General features: G+C 73.6%; 20 protein-coding genes. All 20 read right to left on the minus strand.

Annotated features, from left to right (window positions below):
- Nucleotides 1-37: 37 nt before the first annotated feature.
- The 20 genes from DEU31_RS09720 to DEU31_RS09815 all read right to left on the minus strand — a co-directional run bounded on the left by DEU31_RS09720 (nt 38) and on the right by DEU31_RS09815 (nt 18,386).
- Nucleotides 38-505, minus strand: coding sequence for a DUF2752 domain-containing protein (locus DEU31_RS09720; protein WP_133676950.1), 468 nt, complete (start codon nt 503-505; stop codon nt 38-40).
- Nucleotides 502-807, minus strand: coding sequence for an HGxxPAAW family protein (locus DEU31_RS09725; protein WP_133676951.1), 306 nt, complete (start codon nt 805-807; stop codon nt 502-504). The genes DEU31_RS09720 and DEU31_RS09725 overlap by 4 nt, the downstream gene beginning before the upstream one ends.
- 92 nt (nt 808-899) lie before the next feature.
- Nucleotides 900-1,583, minus strand: coding sequence for a Trp biosynthesis-associated membrane protein (locus tag DEU31_RS09730; RefSeq protein ID WP_133676952.1), 684 nt, complete (start codon nt 1,581-1,583; stop codon nt 900-902).
- The gene (locus DEU31_RS09735; RefSeq protein WP_243733796.1) at nt 1,580-3,160 is read right to left on the minus strand and encodes an anthranilate synthase component I; all 1,581 of its coding nucleotides are present in this window, start codon (nt 3,158-3,160) and stop codon (nt 1,580-1,582) included. The genes DEU31_RS09730 and DEU31_RS09735 overlap by 4 nt, the downstream gene beginning before the upstream one ends.
- A complete protein-coding gene (hisI, locus tag DEU31_RS09740) occupies nt 3,157-3,573 on the minus strand; it encodes a phosphoribosyl-AMP cyclohydrolase (RefSeq protein ID WP_166649456.1) in 417 nt (138 codons plus the stop codon). The genes DEU31_RS09735 and hisI overlap by 4 nt, the downstream gene beginning before the upstream one ends.
- Nucleotides 3,570-4,778, minus strand: a complete 1,209-nt coding sequence (gene metK, locus DEU31_RS09745) for a methionine adenosyltransferase (RefSeq protein ID WP_133676953.1) — start codon at nt 4,776-4,778, stop codon at nt 3,570-3,572. The genes hisI and metK overlap by 4 nt, the downstream gene beginning before the upstream one ends.
- Nucleotides 4,779-4,783: 5 nt before the next feature.
- The gene (gene coaBC / locus DEU31_RS09750; RefSeq protein ID WP_133676954.1) at nt 4,784-6,049 is read right to left on the minus strand and encodes a bifunctional phosphopantothenoylcysteine decarboxylase/phosphopantothenate--cysteine ligase CoaBC; all 1,266 of its coding nucleotides are present in this window, start codon (nt 6,047-6,049) and stop codon (nt 4,784-4,786) included.
- Between the two features lie 34 nt (nt 6,050-6,083).
- Complete coding sequence (gene rpoZ, locus DEU31_RS09755) at nt 6,084-6,446, minus strand: DNA-directed RNA polymerase subunit omega (RefSeq protein ID WP_010550656.1); 363 nt, start codon at nt 6,444-6,446, stop codon at nt 6,084-6,086.
- Nucleotides 6,447-6,529: 83 nt separating this feature from the next.
- Nucleotides 6,530-7,132, minus strand: a complete 603-nt coding sequence (gmk, locus tag DEU31_RS09760) for a guanylate kinase (RefSeq protein WP_133676955.1) — start codon at nt 7,130-7,132, stop codon at nt 6,530-6,532.
- Nucleotides 7,129-7,455 carry an integration host factor, actinobacterial type gene (mihF, locus tag DEU31_RS16935; RefSeq protein ID WP_062951048.1) on the minus strand — a complete coding sequence of 109 codons (327 nt, stop codon included), beginning with the start codon at nt 7,453-7,455 and terminating at the stop codon, nt 7,129-7,131. Before mihF ends, gmk begins: the two co-directional genes overlap by 4 nt.
- A gap of 190 nt (nt 7,456-7,645) precedes the next feature.
- Nucleotides 7,646-8,491, minus strand: a complete 846-nt coding sequence (gene pyrF, locus DEU31_RS09770; protein WP_133676956.1) for an orotidine-5'-phosphate decarboxylase — start codon at nt 8,489-8,491, stop codon at nt 7,646-7,648.
- On the minus strand, nt 8,488-11,841 hold the full coding sequence (gene carB / locus DEU31_RS09775) for a carbamoyl-phosphate synthase large subunit (protein WP_133676957.1): 3,354 nt from the start codon (nt 11,839-11,841) through the stop codon (nt 8,488-8,490). Before carB ends, pyrF begins: the two co-directional genes overlap by 4 nt.
- The gene (gene carA / locus DEU31_RS09780) at nt 11,841-13,043 is read right to left on the minus strand and encodes a glutamine-hydrolyzing carbamoyl-phosphate synthase small subunit (RefSeq protein WP_010550651.1); all 1,203 of its coding nucleotides are present in this window, start codon (nt 13,041-13,043) and stop codon (nt 11,841-11,843) included. Before carA ends, carB begins: the two co-directional genes overlap by 1 nt.
- Nucleotides 13,040-13,534: a hypothetical protein gene (locus DEU31_RS09785; RefSeq protein ID WP_126988605.1), complete on the minus strand. Its 495-nt coding sequence runs from the start codon at nt 13,532-13,534 to the stop codon at nt 13,040-13,042. Before DEU31_RS09785 ends, carA begins: the two co-directional genes overlap by 4 nt.
- Nucleotides 13,531-14,862: a dihydroorotase gene (locus tag DEU31_RS09790; RefSeq protein ID WP_133676958.1), complete on the minus strand. Its 1,332-nt coding sequence runs from the start codon at nt 14,860-14,862 to the stop codon at nt 13,531-13,533. The genes DEU31_RS09785 and DEU31_RS09790 overlap by 4 nt, the downstream gene beginning before the upstream one ends.
- Nucleotides 14,852-15,814 (minus strand): aspartate carbamoyltransferase catalytic subunit, encoded by a 963-nt coding sequence (locus tag DEU31_RS09795; protein ID WP_133676959.1) that lies wholly within the window; start codon nt 15,812-15,814, stop codon nt 14,852-14,854. The genes DEU31_RS09790 and DEU31_RS09795 overlap by 11 nt, the downstream gene beginning before the upstream one ends.
- A complete protein-coding gene (gene pyrR / locus DEU31_RS09800; RefSeq protein WP_010550647.1) occupies nt 15,811-16,422 on the minus strand; it encodes a bifunctional pyr operon transcriptional regulator/uracil phosphoribosyltransferase PyrR in 612 nt (203 codons plus the stop codon). The genes DEU31_RS09795 and pyrR overlap by 4 nt, the downstream gene beginning before the upstream one ends.
- A 169-nt stretch (nt 16,423-16,591) precedes the next feature.
- On the minus strand, nt 16,592-17,137 hold the full coding sequence (nusB, locus tag DEU31_RS09805) for a transcription antitermination factor NusB (protein WP_010550646.1): 546 nt from the start codon (nt 17,135-17,137) through the stop codon (nt 16,592-16,594).
- A complete protein-coding gene (gene efp / locus DEU31_RS09810; RefSeq protein WP_133676960.1) occupies nt 17,134-17,694 on the minus strand; it encodes an elongation factor P in 561 nt (186 codons plus the stop codon). Before efp ends, nusB begins: the two co-directional genes overlap by 4 nt.
- Before the next feature lie 74 nt (nt 17,695-17,768).
- Nucleotides 17,769-18,386, minus strand: coding sequence for a helix-turn-helix domain-containing protein (locus DEU31_RS09815; RefSeq protein ID WP_010550644.1), 618 nt, complete (start codon nt 18,384-18,386; stop codon nt 17,769-17,771).
- Nucleotides 18,387-18,486: the final 100 nt, after the last annotated feature.

Here is an 18,486-nt window from a genome sequence, read left to right on the forward strand (position 1 = left end):
GGCGCCGTGCACGAAGCTGCGGTCCGCGAGGCGGGGCTCAGCCGCCGACGTACGAGATCGGTGCCAGGAACCAGAAGGCGGGGAGGTTCCGCAGCACCGTGAAGACCAGCACGACGCCGGTGAGCACGAGCACCGTCGTGCGGGAGGGCGTCAGCTCGGTGGTGAGGCCCCGCGCCCGGCGCAGCGCCCACACCCCCAGGCCGATCGCGGTCAGCGGGATCGCGAGGATGATCAGCAGGTTGCTGCGCAGGGCCAGCTGCAGGTCGCCGGCGAGCAGGGAGTGCACGGCGCGGAGCGCTCCGCAGCCGGGGCACTCGATGCCCGTGAGGTGGTTGACGATGCACAGCGGCACATGGGTGCGGAACGGGTCGAAGATCAGCTGCACCCCGACCGCGAGCGCCAGTGCGGCGCCCATGATGCCGAGCGGCAGCAGGAGCCGGTGCGCACCGCGCGCGGGTCCTCCCGCGCCGAGCTGCTCGTCCCGCTCCTGCGCCGCGAGGGTCACCTGGCGCCGGCCTCGGCGGGGGCCTCGTCGGGACGGGTCTCGGCGACGGCGACGGCCTCGGAGACCGGGTGGCCGTACTTCTTCGGCTGGCCGAGGCCGGCCTTGGACATCACGACGCCGGCCAGGATCGCGAGCACGACGATCGCGGCGCCGACCCAGATCAGCACCGTCATCTCGGGGAGGATGAGGCCCGCGGCGATCGGGACGGAGCCGATCACGATGCCCATGTTCATCGTCCACGCCGCGACGGTCTTCCCCTCGTTGTGATGGGGCGGCGGCGGCACGGTGTAGGTCTTCGACATGATCCTTCTCCAGTCTGGGTCCCGGTCGGGGCCATTGTGCCACGTCATGCCGGCGGACGACGGCATCGTCCGCGGCGTGCTGCGCGAGGCGGTCAGCGCTGCGGGGGCGTCCCGGCGCCGTCGGCCCCGGGAGCATCCGCGGGGTCCGTCCCCGCGCGCGGTGCGTCCTCGTCCTCGCCGGGGCCGGCGAGGCTCGGGTCCTCGCCGCGGGTGAGGGCGTCCCAGGCGGCGGCGGGGTCCTCCGCGGGGTCGGCGGCGGTGGTGACGGCGGCGCTGCGGTAGCGGCTGCCGACGGGCCAGGAACCGCCTGCGATCAGCACGATCACGCCGGTGGCGATCACGGCGAGGGCCGGGACGAGAGCGATCAGCGGCCAGCTGGTCGCGTCCGCGGCGACGTCCGCGCCGACCACCCCGGTGGACTCGGCGACGGCGGAGCCGGCGGCCGCGGCGGGGTCACGCAGCGGGGCGAGGGACGCGAGGCCCGCGCCGAGCCCGGCGGCGATCAGGACCGGCCCCGTGAGGAAGCGCACCCAGCGGCTCGAGAGCGAGGTCGCCAGCGCCGCGGCGAGGGCCGCGAGGGCGAGGGCGAGCACCGCCGGGGCGGCGTCCGCGCCGCCCACCGCGACGTCCTGCGCGGTGCCGGCGAGGTCGGGGGCGGTGGCCTGCACCCAGGTGGCGCGCGTGGTGCCGGCCAGGGCGCCCGCGGCGACGAGGCCGCCGAGGACGGCGGCGCGACGCGAGGGCCCGGTGCGGCGCGGTCGCTGCTCGGCGCTCATGCGGGGCGGAGGGTGTCGGCAGAGGCGGCGGCGCGCAGCGCGGCGGCGGCCTTGGCCTGGGTCTCGCGGTGCTCCATGGTCGCGTCGGAGTCGGCGACCACTCCCCCGCCGGCCTGCACGTGCGCGGTGCCGTCCTTGATCACGGCGGTGCGGATCGCGATCGCCATGTCCATGTCGCCGGCGAAGTCGAAGTAGCCGACCGTCCCGCCGTAGACGCCGCGGCGCACGGGCTCGAGCCGGTCGATGATCCGCATCGCGGAGGGCTTCGGGGCGCCGGAGAGGGTGCCGGCCGGGAAGGTGGCGCGCAGCGCGTCGTAGGCCGCGGCGTCCTCGCGCAGGGTGCCGGTGACGGTGGAGACGATGTGCTGGATGTGGCTGAACCGCTCGATGTGCATGAAGTCCCGCACCACCACGGTGCCGGGAGCGCAGAACTTCTGCAGGTCGTTGCGGGCGAGGTCCACGAGCATGAGGTGCTCGGAGCGCTCCTTCGGGTCGGCCAGCAGCTCGGCCGCCAGGTGCTCGTCCTCCTCCGGGCTCGCGCCGCGGGGGCGGGAGCCGGCGATCGGGTGGGTCGTCGCGGTGGTGCCGCGGACGGTCACGAGCGACTCGGGGCTCGCGCCGACCACGTCGATCGGCTCTCCGTCGGCGTCCTCGGTGCGCAGCAGGTACATGTAGGGGCTGGGGTTCATGCGGCGCAGCACCCGGTACACGTCCAGCGGGTCCGCCGCGATCGGCAGGGAGAAGCGCTGCGAGGGGACGACCTGGAAGATCTCCCCGTCGACGATGTCGCGCACCGCCTCGTGGACCGCGGCCTCGTACTCGCGCTGGGCGGTGCGGGCCTTGGGCTCGAGGTCGCTGACGGTGTCGTAGACGGTCGGCCCGCCGACCGCGGGGGTGCGCAGCCGCCGACGGAGCGTCTCGAGGCGGGCGAGGGCGTCGTCGTAGGCGGCGTCCACGCCGTCGTCGGTGGCGTTGAGGTTCAGGGCGTTGGCGACCAGGACGACGGTCGAGTCGTGGGCGTCGTGGACGACGACGTCCTGGGCCAGCAGCATCGAGAGGTCCGGCAGACCGATCTCGTCCGGCGGCGCCTCGGGCAGCTTCTCCCAGTGGCGCACCGCGTCGTAGGCGACGTAGCCGACGAGACCGCCGGAGAAGGGCGGCAGATGCGGCTGGCGGGCTACGCGGAACGCGGAGGTCACGGCCGCGAGGGCCTCGACGGGGCTGCCGGAGGTGGGCACCCCGGCGGGGACGTCGCCGCGCCAGTGCGCGGCGCCGTCCCGCTCGGTGAGCACCGCACGGGCGCGGGTGCCGATGATCGAGTACCGGGAGGCCTCGCCCTCCCCGGCGGATTCCAGCAGAAAGGTGCCGCGGGTGCCGCCGTCGGCGGTGAGCCGGCGGTAGAGCGAGACGGGGGTGTCCTCGTCGGCCAGCAGCCGCACCGAGACGGGGACGACCCGCTGGCGTGCGGCGAGCTCGCGGAAGGTCTCGCGGTCCGGGGTGATCTCGCCCAGCGCGATGCCCTCACGGCCGCCGATGCGCTCGGGATAGGCCTCGGGGCGGGCGTCCTCGGCGGTCACAGGGCACGCTCCTTCTCGGTCAGCACGACGGCGTCCAGGTCGCCGCCGTCGAAGCAGGTGTCGGTGCCGCGATGGCAGGCGGCCCCGACCTGGTCGACCTGCACCAGCAGGGTGTCGCCGTCGCAGTCCAGCGCGACGGAGCGCACGAACTGGACGTGGCCGGAGGTGTCGCCCTTGCGCCAGTACTCGCCGCGGGAGCGGGACCAGTAGGTCGCCCGGCCCGTGGTGAGCGTGCGCCGCAGCGCCTCGTCGTCCATCCAGCCGACCATCAGCACGCGCTGGTCGCTCGCGTCCTGCACGACGGCGGTGAGCAGGCCGGCGCCGTCGTGCTTGAGCCGGGCGGCGAGGGCGGGGTCCAGCGTCGGGGCGGTGCGGCCCTCGCCGGGGACGCCGGAGGTGTCGGGGGCGGTCACAGGGCGCGCTCCAGCTCCTCGGCGCGGTCGCGGCGCTCCCAGGTGAACTCGGACAGCTCCCGGCCGAAGTGGCCGTGCACGGAGGTGAGGGAGTAGATCGGGCGCAGCAGGTCCAGCGCCTCGATCAGCGCGGCCGGACGGAGGTCGAAGACCTTGCGCACGGCGGCGGCGATCCGGTGCGCGGGCGCCTTCCCGGTGCCGAAGGTCTCGACGTACAGGCCCACCGGCTCGGCGACGCCGATCGCGTAGGCGACCTGCACCTCGCAGCGGTCGGCGAGGCCGGCGGCGACGATGTTCTTGGCGACCCAGCGCATGGCGTAGGCGCCGGAGCGGTCGACCTTGCTGGGGTCCTTGCCGGAGAAGGCGCCGCCCCCGTGGCGGGCCATCCCGCCGTAGGTGTCGACGATGATCTTGCGGCCGGTCAGGCCCGCATCGCCCTTGGGCCCGCCGAGCACGAAGCGGCCGGAGGGGTTGATGTGGGTGATGACCTCGGAGGTGTCCAGACCCTGTGCCGCGAGGTCCTCGAGAACCGGGGCGATGACGACCTTGGAGATCGCGGGCGCGAGCTGGGCGTCGAGGTCGACCTCCTCGCTGTGCTGCGTGGAGACGACGACGGCCTCGACGCTGCGGGCCACGCCGTCCTCGTCGTAGCCGATGGAGACCTGGGTCTTGCCGTCGGGGCGGAGGTAGGGCAGCACGCCGTCACGGCGGGCGGTGGAGAGGTTCTGAGTCAGGCGGTGCGCGGCGTGGATCGGCAGCGGCATCAGCTCGGGCGTGTCGTTGCAGGCGTACCCGAACATGAGCCCCTGGTCGCCGGCGCCGAGGCGCGCGAAGGCCTCGGCCGCGACGTCGCCCCTCGCCTCGAAGGAGGTGTCCACCCCCTGGGCGATGTCCGGGGACTGCGCGCCGATCGAGACCTCGACGCCGCAGGAGTCCGCGTCGAATCCCTTCTCGGAGGAGTCGTAGCCGATCTCCCGGATCACGTCGCGCACGATGTTGGAGACGTCGCTGTAGCCGGTCGTGCGGACCTCGCCGGCGACGTGCACGAGCCCGGTGGTGACCATGGTCTCCACGGCGACGCGGGCGCCGGTGTCCTGGCTCAGCATGTCGTCGAGGATCGCGTCGGAGATCTGGTCGCAGATCTTGTCGGGATGCCCCTCGGTGACCGATTCGGACGTGAAGGTGCGCAGCTCGCTGGTGGTCATGGGGATCAGGGTACTTCCGGGAGACGACCGACGAGCTCGTCGAGCACGGCGTGGGCGACGAGGGTCTTGCTGCCCGCGGCGTGGGCGACCTCCTCGCCGTCGCGGTCCAGGATCCGCACCTCGTTGTCCGCGGCGCCGAACACCCCGGCGCTGACGTCGTTGAAAACCAGCAGGTCGGCGCCCTTGCGGCGCGCCTTCTGCCGGGCGAGGTCCAGGGCCGCGGCGCCGTCCCCGCCGGTCTCGGCGGCGAAGCCCACGATCGCGGGGCGCGCGGCCCCGCCGCGGGAGACGACGCTGTGACGCAGGATGTCCTGGGTGCGGGCCAGCGCGAGGGTCGGCACGGAGTCCGGGGCGGACTCGTCCTTCTTGATCTTCTGGTCCGCGCGGCCGGCGGAGGTGAAGTCCGCCACGGCGGCGGCCATGACGAGCGCGTCGATCTCCCCGAGGTGGGCGGCGACGAGCTCGGCGAGCTCGGCGGCGCTGCCCACGTCGAGGCGGTCCGCGCCGGGCGGGGTCTCGAGCGCGACGTTCGCGGCAGCCAGGCGCACCCGCGCGCCGCGCACGAGGGCCGCATGGGCGAGGGCCCAGCCCTGTCGGCCGGAGGAGTGGTTGGCGAGGAAGCGGACGGGGTCGAGCTCCTCGCGGGTGCCGCCGGCGGTGATCAGCAGCTCGCGGCCGACGAGATCGCGCAGCGCTCCCCCGCGCTCGTCGCGCGGCGCGGCGATCGCGGCGCGGGCGGCGTCGAGGATCGCCTCGGGCTCGGGCAGGCGGCCCGGTCCGGAGTCGGGGCCGGTCAGGCGGCCGACGGCGGGCTCGAGCACGGTCACTCCCCGCTCGCGCAGCACGGCGACGTTCTCGCGGGTGGAGGGGTGCTCCCACATCTCGGTGTGCATAGCGGGGGCGACCACCACGGGGCCGCGGGTCACCAGCAGCGAGGCGGTGAGCATGTCGTCGGCGCGGCCCATCCGCATCCGCGCCAGCAGGTCCGCGGTGGCGGGGGCGATGACGGTGAGATCGGCCAGCTGGCCGTGCCGCACGTGGGCGACCTCGTCGACGTCCTCGAAGACGGAGGTGAGCACCGGGTGGTGGCTGAGCGCCTCCCAGGTCGAGGAGCCCACGAACTCGAGCGAGGCAGGGGTGGGGACCACCCGCACCTCGGCCCCTTCACCGACAAGACCGCGCACCAGGTGCGCGGTCTTGTAGGCGGCGATCCCGCCGCCGACGCCCACGAGGACGCGGGCTCCGGCGAGCGTGCGCGGCTGGCTGCTCATGCCTGCTCCGTGCGACGACCGGCGAGGGCCGCGATCAGAGGGGGAAGTCGGTCGGCGGGACCTCGGGGGCGTCGTCGCCGAGCAGCAGCGGGGCCGGGGCGTTGGGGTCCGGCTCGTTCTGCGCGGCGTACTCCTCCTCGTCGATCTCGCGGACGGTCAGGAGGCCCTCGTCGATCTCGCGCAGCGCGATCGAGAGCGGCTTCTCCTGGTTCTCGACGTCGACCAGCGGGCCGACGAACTCGAGCAGGCCCTCGGAGAGCTGCGAGTAGTACGCGTTGATCTGGCGGGCGCGCTGGGAGGCGTACAGCACCAGGGCGTACTTCGAGTCGACGGTCTCGAGGAGACGGTCGATCGGGGGGTTCGTGATGCCTTCGGGCTGTGCGACTGTTCCGGCCACGGATGTCCCTTCCTGGGTGACGACGTGCGACGCTCCAGGATACGCCACGCCGCGCGCGGCGGCGAGGGCAGGAGCGAGAGCGGTCAGGTGAGGTCGTTCACGCCGAGCAGGCGTGCGAGCTCGTCGGCGGCGCGGTCCACCGAGTCGTTGACGATGGTCACGTCGAACTCGTCCTCCGCGGCGAGCTCGACCCTGGCGGTCGCGAGACGGCGCTCGCGCTCCTCCTCGTCCTCCGTGCCGCGGCCCACGAGACGCTGCACGAGCGTGTCCCAGTCCGGCGGGGCGAGGAAGACGAAGCGCGCCTCGGGGAGGCTCTCGCGCACCTGGCGGGCGCCGGCGAGGTCGATCTCGAGCAGCACCGGGCGGCCCTCGGCGACCTTCTCCTCGACGGGGCCGCGCGGGGTGCCGTACTTGTTGCGGCCGTGGACCACGGCCCACTCGAGCATCTGGCCGTCCTCGATCAGGCGGGAGAACTCCTCCTCGCCCATGAAGCGGTAGTGCACGCCGTCGACCTCGCCGGGGCGGGGCGCGCGGGTGGTCGCGGAGACGGACAGCCAGATCTGGGGGTACCGGGCGCGGATCGCCGCGGAGACGGTCCCCTTGCCCACCGCGGTGGGGCCGGCCAGGACGGTGACCGGGGCCGGCGCCGTCGCGGCGTCGGCCCCGGTGGGAAGATCAGGGCTCACTCGGAGAAGTGGGCGACGAGCTTCTCCGCCTGGTGCGAGCCGAGGCCGCGGATCTTGCGGGAGGGCGAGATGCCGATCTCCTCCATGATCTGCTGGGCCTTGACCTTGCCGACGCCGGGCAGGGCCTCGAGCAGGGCGGAGACGCGGAGACGGCCGACGACCTCGTTGGACTCGGCCTCGGCGAGGACCTTCTTGATCTCCTCGCCGCGGTGGCCGGCGCTGTCCTTGAGCCGCGCCTTGATGGCCGCGCGCTCGCGGCGTGCCTCGGCGGCCTTCTTCAGGGCCTCGGCCCGCTGCTCAGGGGTGAGGGGAGGGAGAGCCACTGTTCTTACCTCTTGTTCTGTCGCGGTTGTCCTGCGGGTCCGGGAGGAGCCCGGTGTGGGAAGAGCGTAACCCCATATTCGTGGCCGAGGGCACTTCTGACACGCTAAGTCCCAGGTCCGATGCGTTTCGGGGCCCCGACGCCGCCGTCCTCCGGCGGTGTCGGGGCCCGTGCGGGAGCGCTCCTCGGCCTCAGCGGAAGGTCGTTGCCAGCTCCTCCGCGCGCTGTGCGAGCGCCGCCCGGTCCGGCCCTGCCGCGAGCAGTCCACGGGACACCGAGACCAGGGCCTGACCTGCACGTTCACCGAACACGTCGGCGATCTCCGCAGGTCCGGCGCCCTGGGCCCCGACGCCGGGGGCGAGGAGCGGGACCGAGGGCGCGGCGGCGTCCAGGCCGAGGCGGCGGTAGGCGTCGCCGACGGTCGCGCCGACGACCAGACCGATGCTCGACCACTCCCCCGGCGCGGCGCCGCCGATCCTCTCGGCGTGTCGCGCGATCTCCAGCGCGACCGGCGTGTCCTGGTCGGTCCTCGCGTGCTGGACCTGCGGTCCGTCGGGGTTGGAGGTCAGGGCGAGGAGGAACAGCCCCTTGCCGTGGGCCAGGGCGAGCTCGGCGGCGGAGTCGAGGGAGCCGGTGCCCAGATAGGGGCTGACGGTGATCGCGTCGGCCTCCAGCGGCGCGCCGGGCAGGAGGTGCGCCTGGGCATAGGCGTCCATCGTCGAGCCGATGTCGCCCCGCTTCACGTCGAGGATCGTCAGCACCCCCGCCGCGCGGGCCGCGGCCAGCAGCTCCTCGAGCACCGCGACGCCGGCGCTGCCGTGGCGCTCGAAGAACGCCGACTGCGGCTTGAGCGCGGCGACATGACCGGTGACGGCCTCGAGCACCGTGCGGGAGAACTCCCGCAGCCCCGCGGGGCTGTCGGGGAGCCCCCAGGACTCCAGCAGCGCGGCGTGCGGGTCGACGCCCGCGACGAGGCGGCCGCGCGCGGCCGTCTCCTCCTGCAGGCGCCGTCCGAAGCTCGCCGGGGCGGTGCTCATGCCGATGCCCCGGCCGCCCGCACCTCGCGCAGACGCAGGGTGTGGTCCTGGATGCTGCGCACCTCGAAGGGCTCCACGGGGCGCGCCTCGATCGCCTGGACCGCCGCCTGGAACTCCTGCAGCGTCGTGATCATCGGGACGTCCATGCTGGTCGCGGCGGCGCGGATGGCGTAGCCGTCGACACGGGCGTTGGAGCCGGAGGGGGTGTTCAGCACGAGGTCCACCTCGCCCGCCTCGATGAGGTCGATGACGCTCGCGCCCTCGCCCTCCTCCGAGGCCTTGCGCAGCACGCGGCAGGGGATCCCGTAACGGCCGAGCACCCGCCCGGTGCCCTCGGTGGTGAGGATCTCGAAGCCCAGCGCGGCCAGGCGCGCGACCGGCAGCGGGAGCGAGCGCTTGTCGCGGTCGGAGACCGAGACGAAGGCGGTGCCCGCGGTGGGCAGGCCCTGGCCGGAGATCGCCAGCTGGGACTTCGCGAAGGCGAGCGGGAAGGTCGAGTCCATGCCCATCACCTCGCCCGTCGAGCGCATCTCCGGGCCGAGCACCGAGTCCACGGCGCGTCCCTCGCGGGTGCGGAAGCGCTTGAACGGCAGCACCGCCTCCTTCACCGCGATCGGCGAGTCGTCGGGCAGGTCCGAGCCATCGCCGGCGGCCGGGAGCACGCCTCCGCGGCGCAGGTCCGCGATGGAGGTACCGGCCATGAGCAGCGCGGCCGCCTGCGCGAGCGGCACCCCGGTGGCCTTCGCGACGAAGGGCACGGTGCGGGAGGCGCGGGGGTTCGCCTCGAGCACGTAGAGCACGCCGTGGGAGAGCGCGTACTGCACGTTGAGCAGGCCGCGCACGCCCACGCCCTGGGCGATCGCGAGGGTCGAGGCGCGGATCCGCTCGAGCACCGGATCGCCGAGGGTGACCGGAGGCAGGGTGCAGGCGGAGTCGCCGGAGTGGATGCCGGCCTCCTCGATGTGCTCCATGACGCCGGCGAGGTAGAGCTCCTCGCCGTCGTAGAGGGCGTCCACGTCGATCTCGATCGCGGTGTCCAGGAAGCTGTCGATGAGGATCGGCGCCTCGGCGCGGCCGCCGTCGGGCAGGTTGCGGCCGACGTAGTCGACCAGCCCCGCCTCGTCGAAGACGATCTCCATGCCGCGGCCGCCGAGCACGTAGCTGGGCCGCACGAGCACCGGATAGCCGACCTCCGCGGCGACCTCGATCGCGTCGTTCAGCGCCCAGGCGGTGCCGTAGGGCGGGGCGGGCAGGCCGGCCTCGGCCAGGACGGCGCCGAAGTGGCCCCGGTCCTCGGCGTTGTCGATCGCGGCGGGGCTGGTGCCGATGATCGGCAGGCCCTCCGCCTCGAGACGGCGCGCAAGGGAGAGCGGGGTCTGGCCGCCGAGCTGGACGATGACTCCGGCGACGGGGCCGGCGGCCTTCTCCGCCTCGTACACCTCGACGACGTCCTCGAAGGTGAGCGGCTCGAAGTAGAGCCGGTCGGCGATGTCGTAGTCGGTCGAGACCGTCTCGGGGTTGCAGTTGATCATGACCGTCTCGTAGCCGCCGCCGGGCAGCTCCGGAGCGCCGAGCGCGATCGCCGCGTGGACGCAGGAGTAGTCGAACTCGATGCCCTGCCCGATGCGGTTGGGGCCCGAGCCGAGGATCAGCACCGCGGGCTTCTCGCGGGGCTCGATCTCGGTCTCCTGGTCGTAGGTCGAGTAGTGGTACGGGGTGCGGGAGGCGAACTCCGCGGCGCAGGTGTCCACCGTCTTGTAGACCGGGTTGATCCCCAGCGCCTCGCGCACGCCCTTGACGACGTCGCCGCTGCGGCCGGTGAGCGCGCCGATCTGCTCGTCGGAGAGGCCGTGCCGCTTGGCCAGGCCCAGCAGGTCCGCGTCCAGCACGTCGCTCGCGCGGATCTCCGCGGCCAGCTCGGCGACGATCAGCATCTGGTCGAGGAACCAGCGGTCGATCGCCGTCGCCTCGACGAGGCGGTCGAGGGTCTCGACGGGGTCGAGGATCCCCTCCGCCGCGGACCACAGGATCCGCGCGATGGCGACCAGGCGCTCGGAGGTCGGGGTGCGCACCTCGTCCAGCAGAGCGGCGACCTCGGCGGCGCTCGGCGGCGTGCCCGTGTAGTCCAGGGACGTCCCCTTGGCGTCGATGGAGCGCTGCGCCTTGCCGAGGGCCTCGGTGAAGTTGCGGCCCAGGGCCATCGCCTCGCCGACGCTCTTCATGGTGGTGGTGAGCGTCGGGTCCGCGGCGGGGAACTTCTCGAAGGCGAAGCGGGGCACCTTGACCACGACGTAGTCCAGCGCCGGCTCGAAGCTGGCCGGGGTGGTGCCGGTGATGTCGTTGCGGATCTCGTCGAGGGTGTAGCCGATCGCGACGCGCGCGGCGATCTTCGCGATCGGGAAGCCGGTGGCCTTCGAGGCGAGCGCCGAGGAGCGGGAGACGCGGGGGTTCATCTCGATCACGACGATGCGGCCGGTCTCGGGGTGGGTGGCGAACTGGACGTTGCAGCCGCCGGTGTCGACGCCGACCTCGCGGATGATCGCGATGCCGAGGTCGCGCAGCTTCTGCATCTCGACGTCGGTGAGGGTCAGCGCGGGGGCGACGGTGACCGAGTCGCCGGTGTGCACGCCGACGGGGTCGACGTTCTCGATCGAGCAGATCACGACGCAGTTGTCGGCGCTGTCGCGCATGAGCTCGAGCTCGAACTCCTTCCAGCCCAGGATCGACTCCTCGAGCAGGACCTCGGAGGTCGGCGAGTAGTGCAGGCCGTCGCCGCCGATGCGGCGCAGGTCCGCCTCGTCGTAGGCCATGCCGGAGCCGAGCCCGCCCATGGTGAAGCTGGGGCGGACCACCATCGGGTAGCCGAGCTCGTCGGCCGCCTCGAGCAGCTCGTCCATGGTGTGGCAGATCCGCGAGCGGGCGGACTCGCCGCCGACCCGCTCGACGACCTCCTTGAACTGCTGGCGGTCCTCGGCCTTGTTGATCGCCTCGAGGTTCGCGCCGATCATCTCGACGCCGAACTCCTCGAGGGTCCCGTTCTCGGCCAGGGCGATCGCGGCGTTCAGCGCGGTCTGCCCGCCGAGCGTCGGCAGGATCGCATCGGGCCGCTCCGCGGCGATGATCGAGCGGATGATGTCCGGGTCGATCGGCTCGATGTAGGTGGCGTCGGCGATCTCCGGGTCGGTCATGATCGTGGCCGGGTTGGAGTTGACCAGGATGACCCGCAGGCCCTCCTCGCGCAGGACGCGGCAGGCCTGGGTGCCGGAGTAGTCGAACTCCGCTGCCTGGCCGATGACGATCGGGCCGGAGCCGACGACGAGGACGGAGGAGATATCGGTACGGCGGGGCATCAGGACTCCTTGTCGGCGGAGGCGGCGCGGTGCGCGACGGCGAGCTCCACCAGTCGGTCGAAGAGGGGCGAGGCGTCGTGGGGGCCGCCGGCGGCCTCGGGGTGGTACTGGACGGAGAAGGCGGGGAGGTCGAGGCAGCGCAGCCCCTCGACCACGTCGTCGTTCAGGCCCACGTGCGAGACCACGACCCGGCCGTAGCGGCCCCCGTCATGGGGGGCGGTGTGCTCGCCCTCGAGCGGCACGTCGACGGCGAAGCCGTGGTTGTGCGCGGTGATCGCGACCTGGCCGGTCTCGCGGTCCTGGACGGGCTGGTTGATGCCGCGGTGACCGAACTTCAGCTTGTAGGTGTCGAAGCCGAGCGCCCGGCCCAGCAGCTGGTTGCCGAAGCAGATGCCGAAGAAGGGCACGCCTGCGTCGAGCACGCCGCGCAGCAGCTCGATCTGGGCGGTCGCGGCGGAGGGGTCGCCCGGGCCGTTGGAGAAGAAGACGGCGTCGGCACCGATCGCGAGGAGGTCCTCGAGCGACGTCGTGGCGGGCAGCAGGTGCACGCGCAGGCCGCGGGCGAGCATGGAGCGCGGCGAGGCGCCCTTGATGCCGAGGTCCACGGCGGCGACGGTCGCGACCGCCTCGCCCTCGGGCTCGAGCACGACGGGCTGGGCGATCGTGACCTCCTCGACGAAGCTCGAGCCGGCCATCTGCGGCTGCTCGCGCACCTGGGCGAGCAGCTCCTCCTCCGAGGCCTCGAGGGCCTCTCCGGAGAAGATGCCGCCGCGGGCGGAGCCCTCCTCGCGCAGCCGACGGGTGAGCATGCGGGTGTCGATGTCGCTGATGCCGACCACGTCGCTGCTGATCAGGAGGTCGTCGAGGCTCTGCTCGGCGCGGAAGGAGGAGGCGATGCGGCTCGCGTCGCGCACGGCGTAGCCGCGCACCCACACGCGGCGGGACTCCATGTCCTCGGCGTTCGCCCCGGTGTTGCCGATGTGCGGGGCGGTCTGCACGACGATCTGCCCGGCGTAGGAGGGGTCCGAGAGGGTCTCCTGGTAGCCGGTCATGCCGGTGGTGAAGACGACCTCGCCGAAGCGGGCGCCGCGGGCGCCGTAGGCGGAGCCGCGCAGCACGGTGCCGTCCTCGAGGATCAGCAGCGCGCGCTCGCGGCGCGCACGGCCCGAGGGCCTGGGGGTGGCGGGGGCGGGGGTGGTCATGAATGCTCCTTCCGGGAGAGCAGGAGGTCGTGGTCGGCGCGCCGGTCGAGGCGCAGGCCGGTGTCCAGGAGCTGGTCGCCGAGGCTCCAGCGGATGATCAGCAGTCCGTCGCCGCCGATGAACTTCCCCGCCATGCCGGGCCCGGAGGTGACCTCCCGGACGGCCGCGGCGGGGATGGTGAGCGGCCCGGTGCCCTCGCGCTCGAGGTGCCAGGTGCCCTGCTCGCCGAGGCTGACCTCGGCGCGGGCGCGCTGTCCCAGGCGGTGGGCGACGACCCGCTCGAGCGGCTGCTCGGCGAGGACGGTGTCGACGTAGACCGCGCCGACGGGCCCGTGGGCGGTGGCCTCGCCGAGCTCCTCGAGCGTCCGGGCCGACGGGGCCGGCAGATGGGCCTGCGAGCGGCCCCGTCGGCGCCAGCCGAGCACCATCGCGCCGATCATCAGCGCGAACAGCACCGCCAGCAGGAGGACCGGGACGACCCGCCCGCTCACCTCTCCACCACCGCGCCGTCGCGCACGGTGGGCCGGCCGCCGAGCAGGGTGAGCCGGTTCGCGCCGGGCAGCTCGAGGCCCGCGAAGGGAGAGTTGCGGCCCTGGGAGGCGTGCTCTGCGGGGTCCGCGACCCGCACCGGGTGCGGGTCCCAGAGGAGCAGGTGGGCCGGCTCCCCCACCGCGACCGGTCGGCCATGGTCCTGGTCGCGGCCGATCTCGGCGGGCTTCTCGGAGAGCACCCGGGCGACGTCGCGCCAGCTGAGGCGGCCCTCGTCGACCATCGTGGACTGGACCAGGGACAGCGCGGTCTCGAGCCCGGTCATGCCCATCGCAGCCTGGTCCCACTCGCGGTCCTTGGCGTCCGCGGGATGGGGGGCGTGGTCGGTCGCGACGATGTCGATGGTCCCGTCGGCCAGGCCCTCGCGCACCGCCTCGACGTCCGCGGCGGTGCGCAGCGGCGGGTTGACCTTGAACACCGCGTCGAACTGGCGCACGTTCTCGTCGGTCAGCAGCAGGTGGTGCGGGGTGACCTCGGCGGTGACCGCGATGCCGCGCTGCTTGGCCCAGCGCACGATGTCCACGCTGCCGGCGGTCGAGAGGTGGCAGACGTGCAGGCGGGAGCCGACGTGCTGGGCCAGCAGCACGTCGCGGGCGATGATCGACTCCTCGGCCACGGCCGGCCATCCGGTCAGCCCCAGCTCCGCCGAGACGAGCCCCTCGTGCATCTGGGCGCCCTCGGTCAGGCGCGGGTCCTGGGCGTGCTGGGCGATCACGCCGTCGAAGGACTTCACGTACTCCAGCGCGCGCCGCATCAGCACCGGGTCGTGCACGCACTTGCCGTCGTCGCTGAACACGCGGACGCGGGCGCGGGAGTTCGCCATCGCGTCGAGCTCGGCGAGCCGCTCGCCCTGGAGGCCCACGGTGACCGCGCCGACGGGGCGGACCGCGCACCAGCCGGCGGCCTCGCCGCGCATCGCGACCTGCTCGACCACGCCCGCGGTGTCCGCGACGGGGGTCGTGTTGGCCATGGCGTGCACGGCGGTGAAGCCGCCACGGGCGGCGGCGCGGGTGCCGGTCTCGACGGTCTCGGCCTCCTCGCCGCCGGGCTCGCGCAGGTGGGTGTGGAGGTCGACCAGACCGGGGAGGATCACGCAGCCCTCGGCGTCGATCACCTCGACGCCGTCCGGCACCTCGAGCTCGCCGCCGATCGCGGCGATCCGGCCCTCGCGGATCAGGATGTCCTGCACGTCCTCGCCGTAGGGGCGACCGCCGCGCAGCAGCAGCGGGGCCGGGGAGCCGGTGGTGGCGGTGGTGGTGTCAGCGGTCACGGGGGGCCTCCCGGGCGTCGGTGGCGAGCAGGTGGTAGAGCACGGCCATGCGCACGAACACGCCGGAGGCGACCTGCTCGACGATGACGCTGCGGGGGGAGTCGGCGACGGAGCCGGCGATCTCGAAGCCGCGGTTCATCGGTCCGGGATGCATCACGATCGTGTGCTCGGGCAGGGAGGCGGCGCGGGCGGCGCTGAGCCCGTAGCGGCGGGAGTACTCCCCCGCCGTCGGGAAGAAGCCGCCGCCGACCATCCGCTCGTGCTGGACCCGCAGCATCATCACGGCGTCGGGACCGGCGGCGAGGGCCTGGTCGAGGTCATAGGAGATCTCGCACGGCCAGGCGGAGGCACCGACGGGCACCAGCGCGGGCGGGGCGACGAGCGTGACGCGGGCGCCGAGCAGGGTCAGCAGCAGCACGTTCGAGCGGGCGACGCGGGAGTGGAGCACGTCCCCGACGATCACGACGTGAAGGCCGTCGAGGCCCGCGTGCGGGTCGCCGGGCCGCAGGTGGCGGCGCATGGTGAAGGCGTCGAGCATCGCCTGGGTGGGATGCTCGTGCGCGCCGTCGCCGGCGTTGACGATGGGCTGGTCGATCCAGCCGGCGTGGGCGAGCAGGTGCGCCGCGCCGGAGGAGCCCGAGCGCACCACGACCGCGTCGGCGCCCATCGCCTGGAGGGTGAGCGCGGTGTCCTTCAGCGACTCGCCCTTGGAGATGCTCGAGCCCTTGGCGGAGAAGTTGATGACGTCGGCCGAGAGGCGCTTGGCCGCGGCCTCGAAGCTGATCCGGGTGCGGGTGGAGTCCTCGAAGAAGAGGTTCACGACGGTGGTGCCCACGAGGGTGGGCAGCTTGCGGATCGCGCGGGACTGGGTCTGGGCCATGTGCTCGGCGGTCGCGAGGACCTCGAGAACCTCCTCGCGGCGGAGGTCCGCGATCGAGATGAAGTGCCTCATGCGCGCCCCTCCCCCGTCGTGCGGGCCGGGCGGACGATGTCCACCGCATCGGTGCCGTCGGTCTCCGTGAGCTGGACGTGCACGCGCTCGCTGCGCGAGGTGGGCAGGTTCTTGCCGACGTGGTCGGCGCGGATCGGCAGCTCGCGATGGCCGCGGTCCACGAGCACGGCCAGGCGCACGGCGGCGGGTCGGCCGATGGCGCTGAGCGCGTCGAGGGCGGCGCGGACGGTGCGGCCGGAGTAGAGCACGTCGTCGACGAGGACGACGGTGCGTCCGTCGATGCCGGCGGCGGGGATCCGGGTGGGGCTCGGCGCGCGGGTGGGATTGCTGCGCAGGTCGTCGCGGTACATGGTGATGTCGAGCGCGCCGTGCAGGTCGGCGAGGTCGGCGCCGTCGGGGCGGCCCTCGGCGCGGGCGATGAGCTCGGCGAGGCGGCGGGCGAGCGGCACGCCGCGGTGCGGGATGCCGAGCAGGACGAGGTCCTCGGCGCCGTGGTCGCTCTCGAGGATCTCGTGGGCGATGCGGGTCAGCGCGCGCCGGATCTCCTCGGGCCCGAGGACGCGGGAGCTCTCGGCTCCCCTCTCCAGGGCAGGGTCGGTGCTGGTCATGCGGTGTTCTCCCTTCCACGCCTCACGGGACGTGTCGTTAAAGGGTCGGGTGCTCGTGCGAGCTGTGCCGAGTGTAGTCGGCAGGTGCGGGTCCGCCCCCGCCTGCCCGCCCCTCGGACGGGGACGCGCCCGGCGGGGGCGGAGGGGACTGCGAAGGGTCCGGTCCTGCTCAGCCGAGCAGGCCGCGCACGTCCACGAGCCGCTGCAGCAGGCCGTTGACGAAGCGCGGGGAGTCGTCGGTCGAGAGGACCTCGGCGATCTTGGTGTACTCGCCGATGATCGCGCCGCGCGCGCCGGGCTCCTCGCCGTGCAGCACCTCGGCGGCGCCGAGGCGCAGGATCGCGCGGTCCACCGCGGGCATGCGGTGCAGCGGCCAGTCGCGGGAGTGCGTGGAGAGGTCCTCGTCGATGTCGACGGCGTGCGGGGCGTAGAGCTCGACCAGGGCGCGGGAGCGCTCGGGCAGCGGGGTCTGCGCGGCCGTGCGACGGAGCCGCTCGGCGAGCACGTCGAGCACGTCGGCCTGCTTGGCGTCGGCCTCGAAGAGCACGTCCAGGGCGCGGATCCGGTCGCGGGAGCGTCCGTGGAGCCGGTCCGCGGCGGCCGGGACGGTCCGCTCGAGCTCGACCTCCGCCCCCTCCCGGGTGGGGAGGGGGAGGCCGGTGGGGCGCGGGGCGGACCGGTCGTCGGCGCCCTGCGGGGTCGAGCCTCGGGTCACTTCACGCGCTCGAGGTAGTCGCCGCTGCGGGTGTCGACCTTGACGCTGTCGCCCTCGTTGAGGAACAGCGGGACCTGGATCTCACGGCCGGTGGTCAGGCGCGCGGGCTTGGTGCCGCCGCTGGAGCGGTCGCCCTGCAGGCCGGGCTCGGTGAACTCGATCTCGAGCACCACGGAGGCGGGCAGCTCGACGAAGAGCGCGTTGCCCTCATGGAAGGCGATGACGACGTCCTGGCCCTCGACCATGAAGTCCTTGGTGTCGCCCACGACCTCCTCGGTGAGGCTGGTCTGCTCCCAGTTCGAGGTGTCCATGAAGACGTACATGTCGCCGTCGAGATAGGAGAACTGCATGTCGCGGCGGTCCACGGTGGCCGTCTCGACCTTCACGCCGGCGTTGAAGGTCTTGTCCACGCCCTTGCCGGACATGACGTTCTTGAGCTTGGTGCGCACGAAGGCGGGTCCCTTGCCGGGCTTGACGTGCTGGAACTCGACCACGCTCCAGAGCTGCTGGTCGATGACCAGCACCATTCCGTTCTTGAGGTCGTTCGTCGTCGCCATGGGTCTCCTCGGTTGTCGTCGGGGCGGCCCCAGGATAGCGCGCGGCGCCCCCGCCCTCGGGGGCGGGGCCCGACTCAGCGGGTCGACGTGAGGTCGATCATGCTCAGCAGTCGCACGGCGAGCGGATGGGCGGCGCTCTCCTCGCGCCAGCCGCTGGTCTTCACGGCGCGGGAGACGGTCTGCTGGGTGACGCCGAGGCGCTCGGCGAGGACGGCCTGGGTGGCCGTCGGATCCTCACGCAGCTCGTGCACGGCCTGCCACTGGCCGCGGCTGCGGGCGCGGATCATCCAGCCGATCAGCCGCAGCACGGCCTCGACGTCGGCGGCGGTGTCGGCGTGGCGGGGATCGGCGGCGCGGACGGCGAGCGGGACCTGGGAGGTGGTCGACGCCGCGGCCACGGCGCTCCGAGCGGCCTCGACGGCGGGGCCGGAGAGCTCGCGGACCGAGCCGGGCAGCGGCCCCGGCACCGTGCCGATCCCGAGGCCGACGGCCGTGCTCCCGACCTCGAGCGCCCGCAGCATCGCCTCGAGCGCGGTCTCCCCTCGGGAGGCGAGGACGAGCGCGTCCGGGCCGGCGGTCCGCTCCGGGGCGAGCGGCAGCTCGAGCCCCTCGAGAGCCTCGAGCAGAGCGGGGACGGGGTCGCCGGCGGCGCGGCCGTGGCCGGGGCGACCGGAGAGGGAGAGGACGAACACGGAGGCCTTTCACAGCGGATATCAGGTGTCCGCCACACTACGCGCTCTCCATGCCGTCCTCGGGCGCGGCGCGCCGCGCAGGGACGGGCGCGGGAGCCGG

The organism is Brachybacterium sp. AG952, from assembly GCF_004362645.1.
Lineage (GTDB): Bacteria > Actinomycetota > Actinomycetes > Actinomycetales > Dermabacteraceae > Brachybacterium > Brachybacterium conglomeratum.